Raw genomic sequence first — 20864 nt, forward strand, 5'->3', positions numbered from 1 at the left:
CGCTATCTAACCGAGTTGTTCAAGGCATTGCCCTACGCGCGAAGCGTCGATGATTACGAGGCGCTCTTGCCATGGAAGCTGGCCCAGCGCAACGTCGACACGACGGCCTAATTCGCGTCACAGCGCAAGGGCGTGGTCAATCGATCGCTTACAAAAGAATTCTTGCTGATGGATTTAAGGCATACCTTCAATTCATTCCGGCATTCGGCGCGCATCTGCGCAGTTTGGCTGCTGGGACGAAGGTGCTTTCCACGAACCGTAGTCACATAGCGAGTGCTGAGATCGCGTTACCGTCCATTGCTGAGCAAGCTGCGATCGCCGAAGTGCTCTCCGACATGGACGCCGAACTGGCCACGCTGGAAGCGCGACGCGACAAGACCCGTCTGCTGAAGCAGGGCATGATGCAGGAACTGCTCACGGGCAAGACAAGACTGGTATAGGGGATCCACATGACCGATGAGATCGGTAAGTCAGAAAAAGCCACGCAGAACCGCGTCATCAAGCTGTTCACCGGGCAGTTGAAGTACGACTATCTGGACGACTGGACCGATCGCGTCGACAACAGCAATGTCGAAGAAGCATTGCTGACTGCATATCTGACCAATGCCGGTTATCGCCCTGCCCAGATCAGTCAGGCCATCTATCGGCTCAAGACCGAAGCCAACCACCCGCAGCGCGACCTAAACGCCAACAACGAAGCCGTCTATCAACTTCTTCGCTACGGCATTCCCGTCAAGGTCGAAGGCGACAAGGTCGCGCAGACTGTGTGGCTCATCAACTGGTCGCAGCCAACGCGCAATCATTTCGCGATTGCCGAGGAAGTCACCCTGAAGGGCGGATACGAGCGTCGCCCGGACATCGTGCTCTATGTGAACGGGATCGCCGTCGGTGTGCTGGAACTGAAAAACAGCCGTGTCAGCATCGGCAATGGCATCCGGCAGAACCTGTCCAACCAGAAGCCCGAGTTCAATGCATGGTTCTTTAGTACCGTGCAGTTCGTCTTCGCCGGCAACGATTCCGAAGGGCTGCAATACGGCACGACCGGCACGCCGGAAAAATTCTTCCTCCAGTGGAAAGAAGACGAGGCGGATAACAGCGGTTACAAGCTCGACAAGTATCTGCTCGGGATGTGCAGCAAGGCCCGGCTCATCGAGCTGATGCACGACTTCGTCCTGTTCGATGGCGGCGTCAAGAAGCTACCGCGCGTGCACCAGTATTTCGGTATCAAGGCCGCGCAGGAACACGTGCGCAGACGCCAGGGCGGGATCATCTGGCATACCCAGGGCGCGGGCAAGAGCATCCTGATGGTGCTGCTGGCTCGATGGGTTCTGGAAAACAATCCTCACGCCCGTGTCGTCGTCATTACTGATCGCGATGAACTCGATAAGCAGATCAAGCGCGTGTTCGAGGACAGTGGAGAGACGATTCACCGCACCAGCAGCGGCCGTGACCTGATGACGCGGTTAGGTCAGCCGACACCGCGCCTGCTGTGCTCGCTGGTGCACAAGTTCGGTGCGGGTAAGGGACTCGGTGATGGCGACTTCGATGCCTTCATCAAGGAACTCGAGTCACAGCCCGGCAGTGCCGCAGGTGATCTTTTCGTGTTCGTCGATGAATGCCACCGCACGCAAGGCGGGCGTCTGAACCGTGTGATGAAGGCGATGATGCCGTCGGCCGTTTTCATCGGTTTCACTGGCACACCGCTGCTCAAGCGCGACGCCGCGACCAGCCTCGAGGTGTTCGGCAGCTACATTCATACCTACAAGTTTAGCGAGGCAGTGGAAGATGGGGTCGTACTTGATCTCGTCTACGAGGCGCGCGACATTGATCAGCAACTCGGCTCTCAGGACAAGATCGACAAATGGTTCGAATCGAGGACCAAGCCGCTGAACGACTGGCAGAAAAACGAACTGAAAAAGCAGTGGGGCACGATGCAGCAGGTGCTCAGTTCGCGCGCCCGCATGGATCGCGTGGTCGAGGACATCATCTTCGATTTCAGCATCAAGCCCCGACTCTCCAGCGAACGCGGCAATGCCATGCTGGTGGCTTCCAGCATCTACGAGGCATGCAAGTATTTCACACTGTTCCAGAAGACACCGTTCAAGGGCAAGTGCGCGGTCGTCACGTCGTACAACCCGCTGGCCAAGGACGTGACGCTGGAAGAAACCGGCGCGAATACCGAGACCGACAAACAGTTCATCTACAACACCTACACCGAACTGCTGAAGGACGTCCAGCCGAAGGCGGGCATGTCGAAGACCGAGACGTATGAGGAGCAGGCCAAGGCCCGGTTCATCAACGAGCCGGCCGGCATGAAGCTGCTGATCGTCGTGGACAAGCTGCTGACCGGGTTCGATTCACCGCCCTGCACGTATCTGTATATCGACAAGTCCATGCAGGATCATGGACTGTTCCAGGCCATCTGCCGTACGAACCGGCTGGATACCGCTGACAAGGATTTCGGCTACATCGTCGATTACAAGGACCTGTTCAAGAAGGTCGAAAACGCCATCGCGGTATATGCGTCTGAGCTGGACCACAGTGCAGGTGGTGCAGATCCCGAAATCCTGCTCGAGAGCAGGGTCCAGAAGGGTAAGGAGCGTCTGGATGCGGCGCTGGAAGCGCTGGCGCTGCTGGTGGAGAAGGTTGAGCCGCCCAAGGGCGAGCTGGAACACATCCATTATTTTTGCGGCAATACCGAGATTGGCGACGACCTCAAGGCCCGCGAGCCGCTGCGTGTCGCCTTCTACACAGGCGTGGTCGGCTTGCTCCGTGCCTATGCGCTCATTGCTGATGAACTGGATGAGGCAGGCTACAGCGCTTTGCAACAAGTCATCATCCGCCAGGACCTGGACCAGTATGTGAAGCTGCGCGAGTTGATTCGCCTGGCGAGCGGCGAGACGCTTGATCTCAAGCCGTACGAAGCCGACATGCGCCACCTGATCGACACGTACATCGCGGCCAGCGAACCGCGCAAGATTTCCGAGTTTGAGAACGTCGGTTTGCTCGACCTGATCGTGAAGACCGGCATCGCCGATGCGATCGCGAAGAAACTGGGCAGTATGAAGGACCGGCAGTCGGTCGCCGAGGCCATCGAGAACAATGTGCGCAGCAAGATCGTCAAGGATCACCTGACCGATCCGGCATATTTCGCGAAGATGTCGGCGTTGCTCGATGAGATCATCAAAAAGCGCAAAGAAAAAGCCATCGAGTACGAGGAATACCTGAAACAGATGGCCGACCTCGCGGCCCGGGTGCACGCAGGCAAGTCGGACGATACGCCTATTGCGCTCGATACGGGGGGCAAGCGCGCGTTGTTCAATAACCTCATAATTGCCAATCGCCGCACGCCGGAGCAGGCGCTGGTGTTGTCGCTCGAACTCGATGCGGCCGTGAAGCGCGTGCGCCCAGATGGCTGGCGTGGTGTGCTGCCGCGCGAGAACATCATCAAGCAAGCGCTGTGGGAGATTCTGAAGGACGATTTGGAAGTCGAGGCTATTTTCCGGGTCATCGAAGCGCAGAAGCAGGAGTATTGATCGTGGAGTTGCGTAATAGCATCGACCTGGGCGATCTTCAGGTCGATGTGATCAGGAAGGAAATCAAGCATGTCCATCTGAGCGTGTATCCGCCAGACGGTCGTGTGCGGATTTCTGCGCCCCTGCACATGACGCCCGACATCATCCGCGTGTATGCGATCACCCGGCTGGACTGGATCAGGCGACAGCAGCGCAAACTGCTTTCGCAGGAAAGGGAGACGTCCCGTGAATATTTGGACCGGGAGAGTCACTACGTTTGGGGTAAGCGTTACCTGTTGCGCATCGTAGAGGCAGACTCGGCACCCGCCGTGCGGCTGAAGCATTCCACGCTCGAACTCAGCATACGCCCCGGCAGTGACGCGAGCCGTCGCTGCGAATTGCTTGACGCCTGGTACCGGGACCAGCTTCGTGCTGCCGTGCCCGCGTTGCTGAAAAAATGGGAGCCGCTTCTGGGCGTAAAAGCCCACCGCGTCCTCGTGCAGCACATGAAAACGCAGTGGGGAAGCTGCAATCCGGTGTCGGGCAACATCCGCCTGAATACGGACTTGGCTCGCAAGCCATCAGATTGTCTGGAATACATCCTCCTGCATGAACTGCTGCACCTGATCGAGCCGACCCATAACGCGCGGTTCCAGTCGTTGATGGATCGGTTCATGCCGCAGTGGCGGCAGATTCGCGACGAGGTGAACCGATTGCCAGTACGGCACGAGCACTGGGTGTATTAATGCGTGACGATTGCTGTCGCGACGCTGGATTCATTGCGGTCTGTCGATCCGAATCCAATGCGGCCAACTGAAGCCCTGGCCTGGAAGCTACAGCAACCTCACTCATCAAGTGGACGCCGATGGGCGACCGGAAGTCTACAGCCGGCGCGACGCCTCCATCGTTCTGGTGGTAACCCGTTCCCTCGTAGCGATTTCGATGGGATGGTAGAACCTGCCTACAATGACAACCGCGCGTAGCATTCCGATCGACCAATCGATTCAAGCTTGGTCTGCCGGACAACCCGCCCGACCTGATGTTCTCACCGAGGAATCCGCCGATGCCAGATATACCGTCCCAGGCTGCACTGTTTGAGGATGATTACCTGCTGCGCGAGTTGGGTCAGGTGGCACACGTCCCGCAGGTGGCGCTGACCGAACTCGTGGCGAATGCATGGGATGCAGGTGCAACGAAGGTGGATCTGATTTTGCCCGCAGCGATCGGTGAAACGTTGACCGTCACGGACAATGGTCATGGCATGACGCCCGCGCAGTTCAAGAAACGCTGGATGACGCTGCGCTATAACCGTGAGAAGCATCAGGGTCCGAATGTCGAGTTTCCGGCGGGGCGCACTGCACGCCCACGCCGGGCTTACGGACGTAACGGCGTCGGTCGGCATGGGCTGCTGTGTTTCGCAGACGAGTATGAAGTCCAAACTTGGCGCGACGGTGATCTGGCGAGTTTCATTGTCGGCACAGAATCAGGTCCCAGTCCTTTTGTGCTTCGCAGCGAAATCCCGGGCCGGCGAAAGGGTAGTGGTACGCGGCTGGCTGTACGGGTGACCCGTAAATTGCCTGACGCCGAGGAAATCCTGACGGTGCTGGCGGCACGTTTTGTCCATGATCCAGAGTTCGAAATCCGGGTCAATGGCGTTCAGCGTTCCTTCGCTGAGATCGAAGGTCGTGTAAGCGAAGAAACGCTTGATCTTGGTAATGACCACCGTGCCACGATCATTGTGATCGACTCGACGCGGCTCAATCATTCTTCGCTGCATCAGGGTATTGCATTCTGGGTGCAGCGACGGCTCGTGGGTACTCCATCATGGTCGGTGGGACAGGCCACATTCGATGGGCGTACCCGGTTTGCCCGCCGCTACAAGGTGATCGTCGATACGGAAGGGTACGAAGCAGACGTGGAGCAGGACTGGACCGCATTTCGATCCGCCGACGCCGTACGCGAGTTATATCGCGCCACCGCCGAGCATATCGGCAAGGTCGCGCAGGGGCTCGCCGAAGAGATTGTTGATGCGACGTCGGAGGATGCACTGACGCAGAACCGGACTGAGCTGGCGGGGCTGGGGCAGGGGGCGCGGCTGGAGGTGGCCGAGTTCACGAAGGCAGTGGCGCAGGCGCATCCGACCGTATCGCCGGAATTCCTCGCCACAGCGGTCAAGGCAGTCATTCATCTTGAGAAGTCAAAGAGCGGTACGGCATTGCTGCAAAAACTTTCAACGTTGCAGGCGGATGACCTTGATGGTCTGGACCGGCTTCTGGCCGAATGGTCAGTCAAGGATGCCTTGCGCGTGCTTGATGAAATCGATAGCCGTATAGGCGTGATCGAAACCATCCAACGTCTGGCGAGCGATCCTGCCACCGATGAACTACACACACTGCATCCATTGATCCTGCGCTCGCGCTGGCTGTTCGGCCCGGAGTTTGAGTCGGAGGAATACTGTTCGAACGCCACGCTGAAGACAGTAGCCAGCGAGCTGTTCAAAGGCAGTCAGGCGCACTTTATCAACGATCGGAACCGTCCGGACATCGTGGTGCTGCCGGAACAGGCCACATGGCAGATGACGGGTATCGAGTGCTTTGACCCTGCCGACGCAACGATCACGCGAATGGAGCGGATTTTGGTCATTGAGTTGAAGAAAGGCGGCTTCCAGCTTACTCGCAAGGATATCAATCAGGCGGGCGGCTACGTGCAGGATATCTCGCAGTCGGGCGCCATGTCCGGCGCGCCCTACATCTGCGCATGGGTCGTCGGGCAGAAAATTGCGGCGGGAGTCGAGCGTGAGATGAAGTTCGGCAACCCGGAATATGGTCGCGTCCGGGCGGCCACGTTCGGTTCGCTGGTTGATACCGCCAATGCTCGTTTGTTGAAACTGCGTAACACACTGGCGACTCGCTATGAAGGCGTCGCAACCGATCAGTTGCTTAGCCGCGTACTGTCGCAGCCGGTACAGGAAAATATTGCGCTGACCTACAGCGGGCCGGCAACGGAACTAGAGTCGACGGATGGCTAACCACTATCCCAAACTCAACCCGGAGAAGGCGCTGATCTGGCCCATCGTCCACCGCGCCAATGTGCCGTGGACAGAAGCGGGAAGCTGAGCGGCTCTGACTGCATCCGTGAAAAGCTTCTTCCGCGAGTCCTTGTTCCAAGGTTTGCCGCACTCGGTCGAGAAGGTGGTTGCCGGAGCGTTGCCCGTTACCTGACGCCGTTGTCCGTATATGGCGCACGTCAAGCGGGTACGCCTCGCTGGCGGTTCTCGGCCTTCGGACGCTGGAGAGGGTCATCAAGCTTCATGCCGGCGGGGAGCTTCTCGTTAAGCTTGACCCGGAAATCCTCGTGGCGCATGAAGGTCTCGGCGGACACGCTCCCCTGTGCGAAGAGGTGGCTGAGCGTGGCCGAGCTCCGGTAGAGCTTCACGTGGATGAGATCACGCCCGTCGCGCACGAGGTCGCAAAACTCGATCTTGTCGTAGCCGTTGCCGAACGAGATGTTTTTCTTGTCGAGCAGCTCGAATCCGGCGTTCTCCTTCACGACGCTCTCGTTGTATAGCCCCTCGTTGGCATGTTGATAAACGGGCATCTTCGCCGGCTCGGCGTCGAGCCGCTTGAAGTATGTGCCAATCTCATCGACGAACTTGCGGCTGACTTCATACCACAGGCCGTTGCGAAGTATCCGCCCGAGAATCCCCGTTATTGAGCGAACGTCGCTGATGGCCGACGATTCTCCCATTGCGATGACGGGAGGACGTTCATGCAGGAAACGGAGAAGTTGCCAGGGGATGCGGCGGATGTGAGTTCGCCTCCAGCGACAGGGCGGCGCAATCGAGGCACGCGGCCTTGGCGAGAGGTAATAGGCGAGTTTCGAGCAAGCGGGTTTCCCGACTCATCGACGATGAGCTTGGTCGAGTGCAATTTTAGCCCAGACTTCCGCGATGCGATGCGATTGATCGCCGAGGCAAGTTGACCGACGATCTCGATCCTGAGCTTTGCACGAGTTTTGTTCTGCCGAACCTCCAAAACGCCGTCCCTGATGTGGCGCTCGTCCAGCTTCAAAACGTCGGCCGGCCGCTGGCCCGTAAGATAGGCTAGGTCCATTGCCTCGCGTAGAGGCACGTCGGCCTTTTCCCACAGCTTCCGGTATGCGGCGTCATCAATATAGCCATCTCTTCCCGATTCCCTGTGCTTACGAACACCGACACAAGGATTTGAGCGGTCGGTAGCACCCCATTCCCTCGCCTTGTTGAAGATGTGCGAAAACAACGCGATCTCCCGGTTGGCAGCAACGGGTGACTCCTTTCGCCAGTCCAGATACTTCCGAATGTGAATCGGTTTGATCTCGTCCAAGCTATGCCGAATTGGCGCATGGGAGTTTGAAGACTATCCGGATCGTTAGCACCCTCCCGCACGACATGGACTTGGTGATTTTTCGCCACAAACGGTGTGTGCATCCAGATCGATAACCCCCCGCGACTATCGCATCGGTCGAAATAAAAAGCCCGGCATTCAGCCGGGCTCCCCTCAAGGCAACGAAATCGTCAAATTAGCCGACTCTGGCCCGACCTTGATGACCTGCGAATAAGGCGCCAACGCCTTCACGGTGCTATTGCGCAGATACGTATTGAGCCCGGCGTAAGCAAGCAGCCCGACGAGCGCGAACACCGCCCCGATCGCCCACAGCGGCACCTCGCGCTTGAGCCGATGCGAGATCTGATCCGGCAGCGGCCAATGCGGCGCGAACGGCGCGCGCTTACCCTTCATGTGCGCGATCTCGTCGCCGAGCCGCGCGGTCAGATACGCGAGCTTCTCCGGCCCTTCGAGCAGATACTTGCCCTGGAAGCCGAGCAACAGGCACATGTGGAACACCTCGAGCGACTGCAGCCGCGCTGCGCCTTGCGCGCGGCATTCTTCGAGATACTGATAGAACTTCTCGCCCGCGAGCTGCTCGCCGAACAGCACGAGCTGCAGCGGCCGGCGCTCCCAGTCCGCGCGGATCTTGAACTGCGACGACAGCACCGATTCGTCGATCGCCGCGCAAAACGCGAACTTCGCCGCATAGACGTCCTCGGCGGCGATGTTGAGCTTCTTCGCGCCGCGCTCGAACTCGCTCAAGAATTCCTGGATGCGTGTGCCGAACTCCGATGCATCGCCCGGCTCGCGGCCGTTCTTCAGCAGGAACAGCATAAAGAAGCCGTCGTACAGCAGATCGACGAGCGAGCGCGCCTGGAAGCCGGCGTCGGTCGACGACGCCGTTTGCGGCGCGGGGGGCGGCGTGTTGTCGCCGAAAAGGGAAGGCGCGTAACTCATGACGTGACGGCGATCAGTTCGAATTTGAGATCGTTGATTCCGGACGGCGCGTAGATCATCGCCGACTGGGCCTGCAGCATCCGCTCATAGAGCGGGCTGCGCGCATCGAGTGCGAAGTAGCATGCGCCCGGGCGCACGGGAATCGCGGGCGGCACCTGCGGCGTGTATGCGAGCCGCACGCCCGGCATCGCGGACAGCACGAGCTTGTCGACGTCGTCCGGTGCGCCGACTTTGAAGCGCGCGGGCACGGCCTCGACGAGCTCGACGGAAGGCATGTCGGCAGACACCGCGAGATAGAACGCGGTCTTGTCGTCGATCTTGCCGGAATCGAGCCGTCCGACATGGAACGACGGCCGCACTTCCTCGAGCGTGATCGCGAAGTAGCGCGTCGAGATCACGGTCTCGAGCAGGTCGCGCAGGATCGTGTCGAGGCGCGCGAAGCCGGGGCCCGGATCGTCATGCCGATAAGCGGGCAGATCGGCGAGCACGTGGCCCTTCGAGAATGTCATCAGCTGGCCGGCGAGGCGCAGCAGTTCCTGGAACAGCCGCTCCGGATGCAGCGCCGAATGCTGGTGCAGGTGCGCGAGCGCGGCGAACGCGGCGCTCGCCGTGTGCAGCAGCCAGAACGATGCGATGTCGCCCGAGCGGAATTCGATGATGTTCTTCGTCGGCTCGCGATGGAAGCCGTACAGCGCATTCACCTTCGCCTGCAGCGCGTCGATCAGCTGGCGCAGGCGCTGATGCAGGATCGGCGACGCCTCGATTGCGAGGCACGGCGGCACGAAGCTGTCGTCGATCTCGAAGCCGGACGTCGCGGTGCGGCGCACGCGCACGAGCGGGATCGACAGCAACTGATCGCGCGGCTCGCTGTGCGCGATCAGCTTGACGTTGGTCTTCAGGAACGTGATGTCGGCGTCGGCGGCGTCGGTGAAGTGGTCGGCGACGCTCGCCTGCTCGCTGACGAAGCGCGACACGAAGCCCCCGTCGCGGTTTTCCGCGTAGTTCGAGCCCGTCTCGCGCAGCGGATGCAGCGCGAGGTAGAACGTGAATTCGTTGATGCCGTCGGGCAGCGTGTCGAGCGCGATGGGCGGCGGCAGTTCGTCGGCCTGCGGCGCGGAGTAGAGCGCGCCGTCCGGGAACACGAGCGACAGTTCGCTTGCGCGCAACACGTTGCTGCCGAGCGCATCGCGATCGAACCGCACCGAACGCACGCCCCAGTTGTACGGCTGGATCGTCTGAATCGATTCGAAGAGGCGCGCTTCGTGATACGCGTCCTGCCGCTGAAAGTGCTGCGGCCTCAGAAAGAGGCCTTCTCCCCAGAGCACCTTGGCCGAATAACTCATGTTAAATCCGCTTAAATGTGATTAGGCCGTTGGTCGGTTTATTCGCGTCGCGATTGGCAAGCGAATCGTTAATCCTTGTTAAATGACTTTTAAATGTCATCTCGAATTTCATCCGCAGTTCACCGACGAGAGCAAATCGAGCCGCTCCGTCGGCATGCCCTGTTGCGAAGGAAGGACGGTGCCGTCCGTCACAGTCATCGCGCAGTTGTGCAGGCCGATGATTATGCCGGATTTCTCGGACTTCGCAGGATCGAAAGTCAGCTTCCAGCGCTGCAGCGCCGGGTCGCGAAAAAGCGCGACGATGCCGAATGCCTGCGCTTCGCGCGATACCTTTTCGGTCGCGTTGTAGCGCTGTCCCGGAATCAGCGTAATCTCGCGCACGCTCAGGAGATCGTTGCCGAGCGCGGTCTTTTCCTTGGCCGGATCGGTGAAGCTGTCGAACGGCGCTTGCTGGAACGACGTCGGATCCTTCAGCGCGTAGAGACGCACGACGAGCGCGAGCGGGCGATTGTCGTTCGCGGCGTTGAGGTTCGGCGCGGCGTAGAGCGTCAGGCCGACGTTGCGCGGCGGCTTCTGCGAATCGGGCACGTCGGGCTTGCCGACGCCCACCATCTGCAGCGCGGCGCTGCCCGCCGAGCCGAGGAGCGGCACGGCGGCCGCGCAGCCGCCGAGCAGGATGCAGGCGGCAAGCGGCAGCGCGTAACGAGTCACATGCGGATTCATCGATTTTCCGGGCGCGGCGCCCTTTGCTCCCTGTCAAAACTATCAGTTGCTTGGCCGATTTGGCCGCACAAAAACGTCTGCGTCTTCAATTGCTGAACAGATCGCCGTCCGTATCGTTGTATTCGGAAAAAATTTCCACAAATTGGGCGAAATCAAATTCTTTTGCGGCAATAATTGCATTGGGAGCGGTACACGCGTGATTCCCCGGGCGTGCGCGGCCGCGTCGGGCGGCGCGCTGCGCTGCTTTCAAAACGGCCGCTCTTCACGCGAAGATTGAATTATGAAAAATTGATCGGTACTATACCCGCGCGCTTGTAGCAAAGCAAAATCACGAATTCTCAACGATTTAAAACGCCCGCGCCGGGGAAATAAACGATGAAAGACCGTCTCTTCGCAAAACTTTCTGGGGTAGTGTTGGCCTGCGGCATCATCGCCGGTTGCGCATCGCAGCCGACTCCGCCCACGTCCGAAGCATTCAACAAGTCGTTGGCCGACGCCGACGCGGTGGCGAAGGCAGGCGATCAGGACCGCGCGATCGGCCTTTATCAGCAACTTGCGAAATCCGATCCGACACGCGAAGAGCCGTGGTCGCGAATCGCGCAGATCCAGTTTCAGCAGGGCCACTACGGTCAGGCGATCGTCGCCGCTCAGGAGGCGCTGCAGCGCGACAAGACCGACCGTCAGGCGAAGAGCGTGCTTGCCGTCGCGGGCCTGCGCATCGCGACCGAATCGCTCGGCGAGCTGCGTCAGGATTCGTCGCTCGCGGGCGACGCGAAGTCGGATGCGCAGGCGCTCGCGAAGCAGCTGCGCGACACGCTCGGCGAAGCCGCGCTGTTCCCGCCCGAGCAGCAGACGAAGCCCGTCGTGAAGAAGCGCCGCATCGTGCGTCGCGCGAAGCCGCCCGTGCACGAGGCCGCGCCCGCCGAAAACAGCACGGCGGCCGCCCCTGCGGCGCCGGTTGCCCCCGCCGCGCCTGTGACGCCGGCACCCGCGAAGGCGTCAGGCGGCGATCCGTTCAGCGCGCTGCGTTAAGCCGCGCGCGATCCACACACTAATCGGGAGCCGTCGATGGCGAAGAAAGAAAGCATTCAAAAGCGCTTGCAGAAAGTGCGGCCGCCCCGCGTCCAACTGACGTACGAGGTCGAACGGGGCGACGCGATCGAGATCAAGGAACTGCCGTTCGTCGTCGGGGTCGTCGGCGATCTGGCCGGGCAGTCGGAAGTCGAGCAGCCGAAGCTGCGCGACCGCAAGTTCGTCAACATCGATCGCGACAACTTCGACGACGTGATGAAGGCGATCGAGCCGCGCGCCGCGTTCCAGGTGGAGAACCGCCTGAGCGAAGCGGGCGGCAAGTTCGCGGTCGATCTGAAGTTCCGTTCGATCAACGATTTCAATCCGGACGAAGTCGTCGAGCAGGTCGAGCCGCTCAGGCGTCTGCTCGAGGCGCGCTCGAAGCTCGCCGATCTGCGCAACAAACTGGCCGGCAACGACAAGCTCGAAGACCTGCTGAGCGAAGTGCTGTCGAACACGCAGCAGTTGGACGCGCTGAAGAAAAGCGCCGACGGCGGCGACAAGCAGGGCGAATGAGTAACGGGGTGGCGAAATGAACCAGCAAACGGCTGCGGCCCAATCGACCGGCGCTCAGGCCGGCACGGAATCCTCGCTGCTCGACGACATCGTCGAGAAGAGCAAGGTCGCGAAATCCGAATCCGAGCATGCGCGCGCGAAGGATCTGATCGGCGAACTCGTCAATCAGGTGCTCGACGGCACGGTGGTCGTGTCGGACAACCTGTCGGCGACGATCGACGCGCGCGTCGCGGAGCTCGATCGCCTGATCTCGTCGCAGCTCTCGGCCGTGATGCACGCGGCCGAGTTCCAGCGTCTCGAGAGCACGTGGCGCGGGCTCGACTACCTGGTGAAGGAAAGCAACACCGGATCGACGATCAAGATCAAGGCGCTGCACGCGCCGAAGCGCGATCTCGTGCGCGATTTCAAGAACGCGTCCGAGTTCGACCAGAGCGCGCTCTTCAAGAAGGTGTACGAAGAAGAATTCGGCACGTTCGGCGGCTCGCCGTTCGGCGTGCTGGTCGGTGATTACGAGATCTCGCGCCAGCCGGAGGACCTGTACTTCATCGAGCAGATGTCGCACGTCGCGGCGGCCGCGCACGCGCCGTTCGTCGCATCGGCCGCGCCCGAGCTGCTCGGCCTCGAGTCGTTCGCGGATCTCGGCAAGCCGCGCGACCTCGGCAAGGTGTTCGACACCGTCGAATACGCGAAGTGGAAGTCGTTCCGCGATTCCGAAGATTCGCGCTACGTCGGCCTCACGCTGCCGCGCTTCCTCGGCCGCCTGCCGTTCAATCCGAAGGACGGCGCGATCGCGGAGAACTTCAACTTCGTCGAGGACGTCGACGGCACCGATCACAATAAATACCTGTGGTGCAACGCGTCGTGGGCGTTCGCCGCGCGTCTGACGGCCGCGTTCGACGATTTCGGCTGGTGCGCGGCGATCCGCGGCGTCGAAGGCGGCGGCCTCGTCGAGGATCTGCCGACCCACACGTTCAAGACCGACGACGGCGAAATCGCGCTCAAGTGCCCGACCGAGATCGCGATCACCGATCGCCGCGAGAAGGAGCTGAGCGACCTCGGCTTCATCCCGCTCGTGCATTGCAAGAATTCAGACTACGCCGCGTTTTTTGCCGCGCAGTCGGTGCAGAAACCGAAGAAATACAGCACCGACAGCGCCAATGCGAACGCCGTCCTGTCCGCGCAGTTGCAGTACATCTTCTCGGTATCGCGCATCGCGCATTACCTGAAGGCGATGATGCGCGACAAGATCGGCAGTTTCGCGTCCGCGCAGAACGTCGAAACGTTCCTCAATCGCTGGATTTCGCAGTACGTGTTGCTGGACGACAACGCGACTCAGGAACAGAAAGCGCAGTTCCCGCTGCGCGAAGCCTCCGTACAAGTGTCAGAGATTCCCGGCAAGCCGGGTGCGTATCGTTCGGTCGCGTTCCTGCGCCCGCACTTCCAGCTCGATGAGCTGTCGATTTCTCTGCGCCTTGTCGCTGATCTGCCCAAACCGGCAAATTCATAAGCGAGTTGAGATCGCCCGGGCGGGCCGCCCGGGTAGGACGTTAAAACCACCTCTTTGGGGAGTCGTAGGCCATGTTAGACATGTACTTGAAGTTCGGTAATCCTGCCGTCAAGGGCGAGTCCGCGGACAAGGACCATGACGGTTGGATCGAGCTGAAATCCTGGGACCATTCGATCATCCAGCCGCGTTCGGCGACCGCGTCGACCTCGGGCGGCCATACGTCGGAGCGTTGCGAGCACGGCGACATGGTGTTCACGAAAGAAATCGATATGGCGAGCCCGCTGCTGTACCAGCACGCGTCGGGCGGCACGACGTTCGACGAAGTGACGATCGATTTCATGCGTTCGGACGGCGATGGCCAGCGCGTCAAATATCTCGAGATCAAGCTGAAGTACGTGATCGTCGCGAGCGTGACGCCGAGCGTGCAGAAGGAAGGCCTGCCCCTCGAGCAATTCGCGCTGAAGTATGCCGCGGTCCAGTGGAAGCAGACGCAGCAGAAGATCGGCGGCAACCAGGGCGGCAACACGCAGGGCGCCTGGAGCCTTACGAAGAACGACAAGACCTACGCGGTCTAAGTTCGACGCGGGAACGGGGCACGGCGCGTGCCCCGTTCCCGTTTTGCGTGGAGCCCGATGAAACGCTTCGAACCGAGCTTCCTCGACAAGCTGTTCGACGACGAACCGCATGTGCCGGCGCCCGCCGCAATGCGGCAATTGTCGCTGGAAGAACTGAAGAGCACGGTCGCGCGCGACGTCGAGGCGATCCTGAACACGCGTATCGCGCTGACGGACGAAGATCTCGCCGCGCTGCCGGAGTGCCAGCGCTCGGTGCTGACTTACGGGCTGAACGATTTCGCCGGCCTGAGCCTCGCGAGCCACTACGACCGCACGTTCATTTGCAAGTCGATTCAGCAGGCGATCGCACGGCACGAGCCGCGGCTACAGCAGGTGACGGTGGCGTTCGAGCTGAACGAGCAGTCGACGAACGCGCTCTACTTCGCGATCCAGGCGCTGCTTGTCGTGCATCCGGCCGAGGAGCCGGTGACCTTCGATGCGATGCTGCAGCCGTCGACGTTGCAATATTCGGTGACGCGCGCGCGCGCCGCCAAGGTTTGAGCCGTATCGCGTGAGCCGCCGGGCGCCGCGCGGCAACGAGAAGCCCGGCACGAGAGCATCAGGTTTCGGGGATCGTCGATGGAAGAGTTGCTGCCGTATTACGAACGCGAGCTGTCGTTTCTGCGGCGCTATTCGCTCGAATTCGCGAACCGGTACCCGAAGATCGCCGCGCGTCTGTCGCAGACGGGCGAGCATTGCGAGGATCCGCATGTCGAGCGGATGATCGAATCGTTCGCGCTCCTCGGTGCGCGGATCAACAAGAAGCTCGACGATGAGTATCCCGAATTCACCGAAGCGCTCGTCGAAGTTCTCTATCCACATTATTTGCGGCCGTTTCCGTCGTGCTCGATCGCGCAGTTCGGCGCGCCGGAGTCGTTCGCTCGATTGACCGAACCGCAGGTCGTCGAACGCGGCACCGAGTTGAAGAGCCGCGCGATCCGCGGCGTGCAGTGCCGTTTCCGCACCGCGTACGACGTGACGCTCGCGCCGGTCCGGCTCGCCGACGCGCGCTACGGCTCGATCGCCGCGGCGCCGAGCTCGGCCGCGCTGCCCGGCAACGCGACGGGCGTAATCTCGATCACATTTGAATCGACGTCGCCGCAGCTCGATCTCGCCTCGCTGAAGCTCGGCAAGCTGCGCGCGCATCTGCACGGCGAGCAGTCGTTCGTCGCCGCGCTGGCCGATTGCCTGTTCGCGCACGCGCTCGCGTTCTACGTCGAGCCCGATCGCAGCGGCCGCTGGATCGCGCTCGGCAAGGCGCCGTTCGAGCACGCGGGCTTCGACGACGCCGATGCGCTGATCGACTACCCGGCCCGTTCGCACCCGGCGTACCGGCTGCTGACCGAATACTTCGCATTCCCGGACAAGTTCAACTTCGTCGACTTCGATCTGGCCGCGCTGACGCGCCGCGCGGGCCATTGCCGGCAATTGACGCTGCACGTCGTCCTGCGCGACGTGCGCAGCGATTCGCACGTCGCGCGGCTGCTCGATCTGCTGACCGCGAGCCACTTTCGCCTGTTCTGCACGCCGGTCGTCAACCTGTTCCGGCAGCACGGCGAGCCGATCCGGATCAGCCACCAGGCGGTGTCGTATCCGGTGATCGCCGACGCACGCCGCGCGTTCGCGTACGAGGTGTATTCGATCGATTCCGTGCATCTCGTGCGGCAGCGCGCCGATCGGGAGGCGGTCATCGAATTCCGGCCGTTCTATTCGCTGCATCACGGCGAGGAAGGGCAGGTCGGCCACTATTGGTTCGCGCGTTGCGACGACGACGTCGCGCGCAAGAGCCCCGGCTACGAGATCGAGATTTCGGTCGTCGACATCGACTTCGAGGCGGGCGCGCCGCAGACCGACACGTTGAGCCTCGATCTCACCTGCACGAATCGCGATCTGCCGGCCGCGCTCGCGACGGGGCTCGACGGCGGCGATCTCTTCATCGAAGGCGACGCTCAATCCGGCCCGATCGCGCTGCTGCGCCGGCCGACGCCGAGCGCGCGCTTCGAGCGCGGCCGCGCCGCGCACTGGCGGCTCGTGTCGCACCTCGCGCTCAATCACGTGTCGCTCGCCGAAGAAGGGCTCACCGCGCTGAAGGAAGTGCTCGTGCTGTACGATCTGAGACGGTCCGCGGTGTCGACGCGTCACATCGACGGGATCGTCGGCATCGAGCAGAAGGGCGCCGTGCAGTGGCTGCCCGGCAAGCCGTTCGCGACGTTCGTGCGCGGCGTCGAGATCCGGCTCACGATCGACGACGAGCATTTCGTCGGCTCGAGCCTCGCGACGTTCGTGCGGATGATCGACGCGTTCTTCGGGCTTTACGTGCACCTCAACAGCTTTGTTCAACTGATCGTCGTGTCGAAGCGCACCGGCGAGGAGATCATGCGATGCAAACCGCGCAGCGGCGAATCGATCCTGGCGTAGTCGAGCGGCTGCTCGACGAGCCGCATCGCTTCGAGTTCTTTCAGGCGGTGCGGCTGCTCGAGACCTGGTTCGCGAAGCGCCATCCGCAACGCTATGCAGCGAGCCGGCCGGGCGAGATCGTCGCGCGGCGGATCGGCTTCAGAAACACGTTGTCGCTCGGTTTTCCGCCGAGCGAAATCGAGCGCGCGCAGTCGTACGGCGAAGCGGGCGACGCGCTGAAGGACGCGCCGCAGCGCAACGCGGCGGTCGACGCGGGCGCGCTGTCGCGCGTCGAGCTGACACCCGCGTTCTTCGGCCTGCTGGGCGGCCAGGGCGCGTTGCCGCTCCATTACACCGAGCAGATCATCGCGCGCGAGCACCTGAAGCGCGATCACGCGGCGCGCGCGTTCTTCGACGTATTCTCGAACCGCGCGACCGCGCTGTTCTACGCGGCGTGGAAGAAGTATCGGCTGCCGCTGCATTACGAGCTCGACCGCGACGAGCGCTATCTGCCGCTGTTGCTCGCGCTCGCGGGCGTCGCGAACGACGACGCGCGCTCGACCGTGCAGGAAGGCCGCGGCGCGCTGCTCGACGAAGCGATCGCGGGCTATGCGCTCGCTGCGCGGCACCGGCCGGTGTCGGCCGCCTATTTGCAGCGCACGCTGTCCGAGTATTTCCGCGTGCCGATCCGCATCGAGCAGTTCGTCGGCAAGTGGTACGACGTGCCGCCCGATCAACTGAGCGTGCTCGGCGACGTGAACGTGACGCTCGGCGCGACGGCGCTCGTCGGCGAACGCGTGTGGCAGCGCGACATGCGCGCGCGGCTCGTCGTCGGGCCGCTGTCGAAGCGCGACTACGAGGCGTTTTTGCCCGGCGAGGAGCGTGCGGTCGCGCTCGAGCGGATGTTGACGCTGCTCGCCGGCGTCACGCTCGAATACGAAGTGTCGCTCGTGCTGCGCCGTGCCGAAGTCGGCGCGAGCATCCTCGGCAGCGGCGCGCGGCTCGGCTGGGATGCGTTCCTCTGCACGCGCGAAGCCGAGCGCGACCGCGCGGACGCGCGCTACGAACTGCATGTCATTCATTGATAACAACGATCGAACCTGAGTGGACCGTAACCGATGAGCACGCCCCTGAAGACCCTGATCGCGAAACTGAATCCGGTGTGCCGGAAGGCTGCCGAGCGCGCCGCCAGCCACTGTTTCGCGCGCGGTCACTATGAAGTGGATCTCGAGCATCTGTTCCTCGCGCTGCTCGACGAGCCGACCGGCGACGTGCCGCTCGTGCTGCGTGCGAGCGGTGTCGATCCGCACGCGCTGCGCGCGGACCTCGAGCGCGAGCTCGAAGGATTGAAGACGGGCAACACGCGTACGCCGGTGTTCTCGGTGCATCTGACCGAGTTGTTCGAGCAGGCGTGGCTTATCGCGTCGCTTGATTCGCAGATCGGCCGGATTCGTTCGGGCCATCTGCTGCTTGCGTTGCTGACGGGGCCCGATCTCGCGCAGTTCGCGCAGCGGATGTCGTCGCAGTTCACGCGCGTGCGCGTCGACGATCTGAAGCATAAGTTCGACGAGATCACCGCAGGTTCGGCCGAAGCCGAGCCGCGGCAGGCGGAGAGCGACGCCGCCGTGCCGGACGGCGCCGCGGCGGCGGGCGGCGCGCCGCGCGGCCCGTCGAAGACGCCGGCGCTCGACACATACACGACGAACCTCACGCATCGCGCGCGCGAAGGCAAGATAGATCCCGTGATCGGCCGCGACGCGGAGATCCGTCAGGCGATCGACATCCTGATGCGCCGCCGGCAGAACAATCCGATCATGACGGGCGAGGCGGGCGTCGGCAAGACCGCCGTTGTCGAAGGACTCGCGCTGCGGATCGCGGCCGACGACGTTCCGCCGCCGCTTCGCGGCGTCGCGCTGCACGTGCTCGACATGGGCCTCCTGCAGGCGGGCGCGAGCGTAAAGGGCGAGTTCGAGAACCGCCTGAAGAGCGTGATCGACGAGGTGAAGAAGAGCGCGCATCCGATCATTCTCTTCATCGACGAAGCGCACACGATCATCGGCGCGGGCGGGCAGGCGGGCCAGAACGACGCCGCGAACCTGCTGAAGCCGGCGCTCGCGCGCGGCGAGCTGCGCACGATCGCGGCGACGACGTGGAGCGAATACAAGAAGTACTTCGAAAAGGACGCGGCGCTCGCGCGGCGCTTTCAGGTCGTGAAGATCGAGGAGCCGAGCGAGCCGCTCGCCGCCGCGATGCTGCGCGGGATGGCGGGGCTGATGGAGCAGCACTTCAACGTGCGGATCCTCGACGACGCGATCACCGAGGCGGTGCGGCTGTCGCATCGCTACATGAGCGGGCGCCAACTGCCGGACAAGGCGATCAGCGTGCTCGACACCGCATGCGCGAAGGTCGCGCTCGCGCACAGCGCGACGCCCGCGGCGATCGACGACACGAAAAAGCGCATCGAGCGGATCGACGCGGAGATCGCGGCGCTCGAGCGCGAAGCCGCGGGCGGCGCCGCGCACGACGAGCGCCTCGCGGCGCTGCGCGACGAGCGCGAGGCCGATTTGAAGGCGCTCGCCGAAGACGACGCGCGTTACGAACAGGAGCGCGCGCTCGTCACGGAGATCGGCGCGTTGCGCGCCGAACTCGACGCGTCGCGCGAGCCGTCCGCCGACGGCAAGCCGGTCGACGTCGATGCGGCCCGCGCGACGCTCGCCGGGCGCGTTGACGCGCTGCGCGCGCTGCAGGGCAACCAGCCGATGGTGCCGCTGCAGGTCGACGGCCACGTCGTCGCGGAGATCGTCGCGTCGTGGACGGGCATTCCGCTTGGCCGGATGGTGAAGGACGAGATCGAGACCGTGCTGAACCTGCGCGATCTGATCGGCGCGCGCGTGATCGGCCAGGACCACGCGCTCGACGCGATCGCGCAGCGCGTGCGCACCGCGACCGCGAGCCTCGAGGACCCGAACAAGCCGCGCGGCGTGTTCATGTTCGTCGGGCCGTCGGGCGTCGGCAAGACCGAGACCGCGCTCGCGCTCGCCGACGTGCTGTACGGCGGCGAACGCAAGATGATCACGATCAACATGAGCGAGTACCAGGAAGCGCACAGCGTGTCGGGCCTGAAAGGCTCGCCGCCCGGCTACGTCGGCTATGGCGAAGGCGGCGTGCTGACGGAAGCGGTGCGCCGCAATCCGTATTCGGTCGTGCTGCTCGACGAAGTCGAGAAGGCGCATCCGGACGTGCTCGAAATGTTCTTCCAGGTGTTCGACAAGGGCGCGATGGACGACGCCGAAGGGCGCGAGATCGACTTTCGCAATACGCTGATCATCCTGACGTCGAACGTCGGGTCGTCGGCGGTGATGCAGGCGTGCCTGAACAAGGCGCCGGAGGAACTGCCCGACGCCGAGACGCTCGTCGAGACGCTGCGCCCGCAGCTCTACAAGGCGTTCAAGCCCGCGTTCCTCGGCCGGATGAAGGTGATTCCGTACTATCCGATCTCCGACGACGCGCTCGCCGACATCATCGAGCTGAAGCTCGAACGCATCCGCCGCCGGATCGAATCGAACCACAAGGCCGCGTTTGAGTGGGATGAGTCGCTCGTCGACGCCGTGCTTGCGCGCTGCACCGAAGTCGATTCGGGCGCGCGCAATGTCGATCACGTCCTGAACGGCACGCTGCTGCCGGAGATCGCCGAGCACGTGCTGTCGCGGATCGCCGACGGCGCGGCGATCGCGCGGATCGCCGCGCGCGCGGCCGAGACGGGCGAATTCGAGTACACGGTCGAGTAAGACCGCCGCGCGGCGCGTGCGTCACGCGTCGCGCGGTCATCAAGCAACGATGGACGCCGCAACGGACAG

General features: G+C 62.5%; 18 protein-coding genes. 12 read left to right on the forward strand and 6 right to left on the reverse strand.

Translation table 11 applies throughout. From position 1 onward, the window contains the following. Positions 1-71 precede the first annotated feature (71 nt). From WS69_RS34290 to WS69_RS32045, 4 genes are all read left to right on the forward strand, one after another. Complete coding sequence (locus WS69_RS34290; RefSeq protein ID WP_197419301.1) at positions 72-440, forward strand: hypothetical protein; 369 nt, start codon at positions 72-74, stop codon at positions 438-440. A gap of 9 nt (positions 441-449) precedes the next feature. Beyond that, on the forward strand, positions 450-3536 hold the full coding sequence (locus WS69_RS23615; RefSeq protein WP_059473094.1) for a type I restriction endonuclease subunit R: 3087 nt from the start codon (positions 450-452) through the stop codon (positions 3534-3536). Between the two features lie 8 nt (positions 3537-3544). Beyond that, entirely contained in the window at positions 3545-4261 is a 717-nt protein-coding gene (locus WS69_RS23620) for a M48 family metallopeptidase (protein ID WP_418230147.1), read from the forward strand. Between the two features lie 317 nt (positions 4262-4578). Further along, a complete protein-coding gene (locus WS69_RS32045; RefSeq protein ID WP_082716426.1) occupies positions 4579-6543 on the forward strand; it encodes an ATP-binding protein in 1965 nt (654 codons plus the stop codon). Positions 6544-6761: 218 nt separating this feature from the next. Here the strand turns inward: WS69_RS32045 and WS69_RS23630 are convergent, their stop codons facing one another. The 6 genes from WS69_RS23630 to WS69_RS33725 all read right to left on the reverse strand — a co-directional run bounded on the left by WS69_RS23630 (position 6762) and on the right by WS69_RS33725 (position 11152). After that, entirely contained in the window at positions 6762-7262 is a 501-nt protein-coding gene (locus WS69_RS23630) for a TIGR04141 family sporadically distributed protein (RefSeq protein ID WP_059473096.1), read from the reverse strand. Then, complete coding sequence (locus WS69_RS32055) at positions 7223-7876, reverse strand: tyrosine-type recombinase/integrase (protein WP_226382802.1); 654 nt, start codon at positions 7874-7876, stop codon at positions 7223-7225. Before WS69_RS32055 ends, WS69_RS23630 begins: the two co-directional genes overlap by 40 nt. Before the next feature lie 174 nt (positions 7877-8050). After that, positions 8051-8836, reverse strand: coding sequence for a type IVB secretion system protein IcmH/DotU (gene icmH, locus WS69_RS23635; protein WP_059473097.1), 786 nt, complete (start codon positions 8834-8836; stop codon positions 8051-8053). Further along, positions 8833-10179, reverse strand: a complete 1347-nt coding sequence (tssK, locus tag WS69_RS23640) for a type VI secretion system baseplate subunit TssK (protein WP_059473098.1) — start codon at positions 10177-10179, stop codon at positions 8833-8835. The genes icmH and tssK overlap by 4 nt, the downstream gene beginning before the upstream one ends. A gap of 108 nt (positions 10180-10287) precedes the next feature. Continuing rightward, positions 10288-10902: a type VI secretion system lipoprotein TssJ gene (gene tssJ, locus WS69_RS23645; RefSeq protein WP_059473099.1), complete on the reverse strand. Its 615-nt coding sequence runs from the start codon at positions 10900-10902 to the stop codon at positions 10288-10290. Positions 10903-10987: 85 nt separating this feature from the next. Further along, positions 10988-11152, reverse strand: coding sequence for a hypothetical protein (locus WS69_RS33725; protein ID WP_156438358.1), 165 nt, complete (start codon positions 11150-11152; stop codon positions 10988-10990). 125 nt (positions 11153-11277) lie between these two features. On the opposite strand from WS69_RS33725, the gene WS69_RS23650 reads away from it, so the two are divergent. From WS69_RS23650 to tssH, 8 genes are all read left to right on the forward strand, one after another. After that, a complete protein-coding gene (locus tag WS69_RS23650; protein ID WP_059473100.1) occupies positions 11278-11934 on the forward strand; it encodes a tetratricopeptide repeat protein in 657 nt (218 codons plus the stop codon). Positions 11935-11970: 36 nt separating this feature from the next. Then, positions 11971-12489, forward strand: coding sequence for a type VI secretion system contractile sheath small subunit (gene tssB / locus WS69_RS23655; RefSeq protein WP_059473101.1), 519 nt, complete (start codon positions 11971-11973; stop codon positions 12487-12489). A gap of 16 nt (positions 12490-12505) precedes the next feature. After that, the gene (gene tssC / locus WS69_RS23660) at positions 12506-13996 is read left to right on the forward strand and encodes a type VI secretion system contractile sheath large subunit (RefSeq protein ID WP_059473102.1); all 1491 of its coding nucleotides are present in this window, start codon (positions 12506-12508) and stop codon (positions 13994-13996) included. Positions 13997-14067: 71 nt separating this feature from the next. Next, positions 14068-14571, forward strand: coding sequence for an Hcp family type VI secretion system effector (locus tag WS69_RS23665; protein WP_059473103.1), 504 nt, complete (start codon positions 14068-14070; stop codon positions 14569-14571). A 57-nt stretch (positions 14572-14628) separates the two neighbouring features. Further along, on the forward strand, positions 14629-15111 hold the full coding sequence (tssE, locus tag WS69_RS23670; RefSeq protein ID WP_059473104.1) for a type VI secretion system baseplate subunit TssE: 483 nt from the start codon (positions 14629-14631) through the stop codon (positions 15109-15111). 78 nt (positions 15112-15189) lie between these two features. Continuing rightward, the gene (gene tssF / locus WS69_RS23675) at positions 15190-17028 is read left to right on the forward strand and encodes a type VI secretion system baseplate subunit TssF (RefSeq protein WP_059473105.1); all 1839 of its coding nucleotides are present in this window, start codon (positions 15190-15192) and stop codon (positions 17026-17028) included. Further along, a complete protein-coding gene (gene tssG, locus WS69_RS23680; protein WP_059473106.1) occupies positions 16992-18092 on the forward strand; it encodes a type VI secretion system baseplate subunit TssG in 1101 nt (366 codons plus the stop codon). The genes tssF and tssG overlap by 37 nt, the downstream gene beginning before the upstream one ends. 33 nt (positions 18093-18125) lie before the next feature. Beyond that, entirely contained in the window at positions 18126-20795 is a 2670-nt protein-coding gene (gene tssH, locus WS69_RS23685) for a type VI secretion system ATPase TssH (RefSeq protein WP_059473107.1), read from the forward strand. Positions 20796-20864: the final 69 nt, after the last annotated feature.

This window comes from Burkholderia sp. BDU5, assembly GCF_001522845.1.
Taxonomy (GTDB): domain Bacteria; phylum Pseudomonadota; class Gammaproteobacteria; order Burkholderiales; family Burkholderiaceae; genus Burkholderia; species Burkholderia mayonis.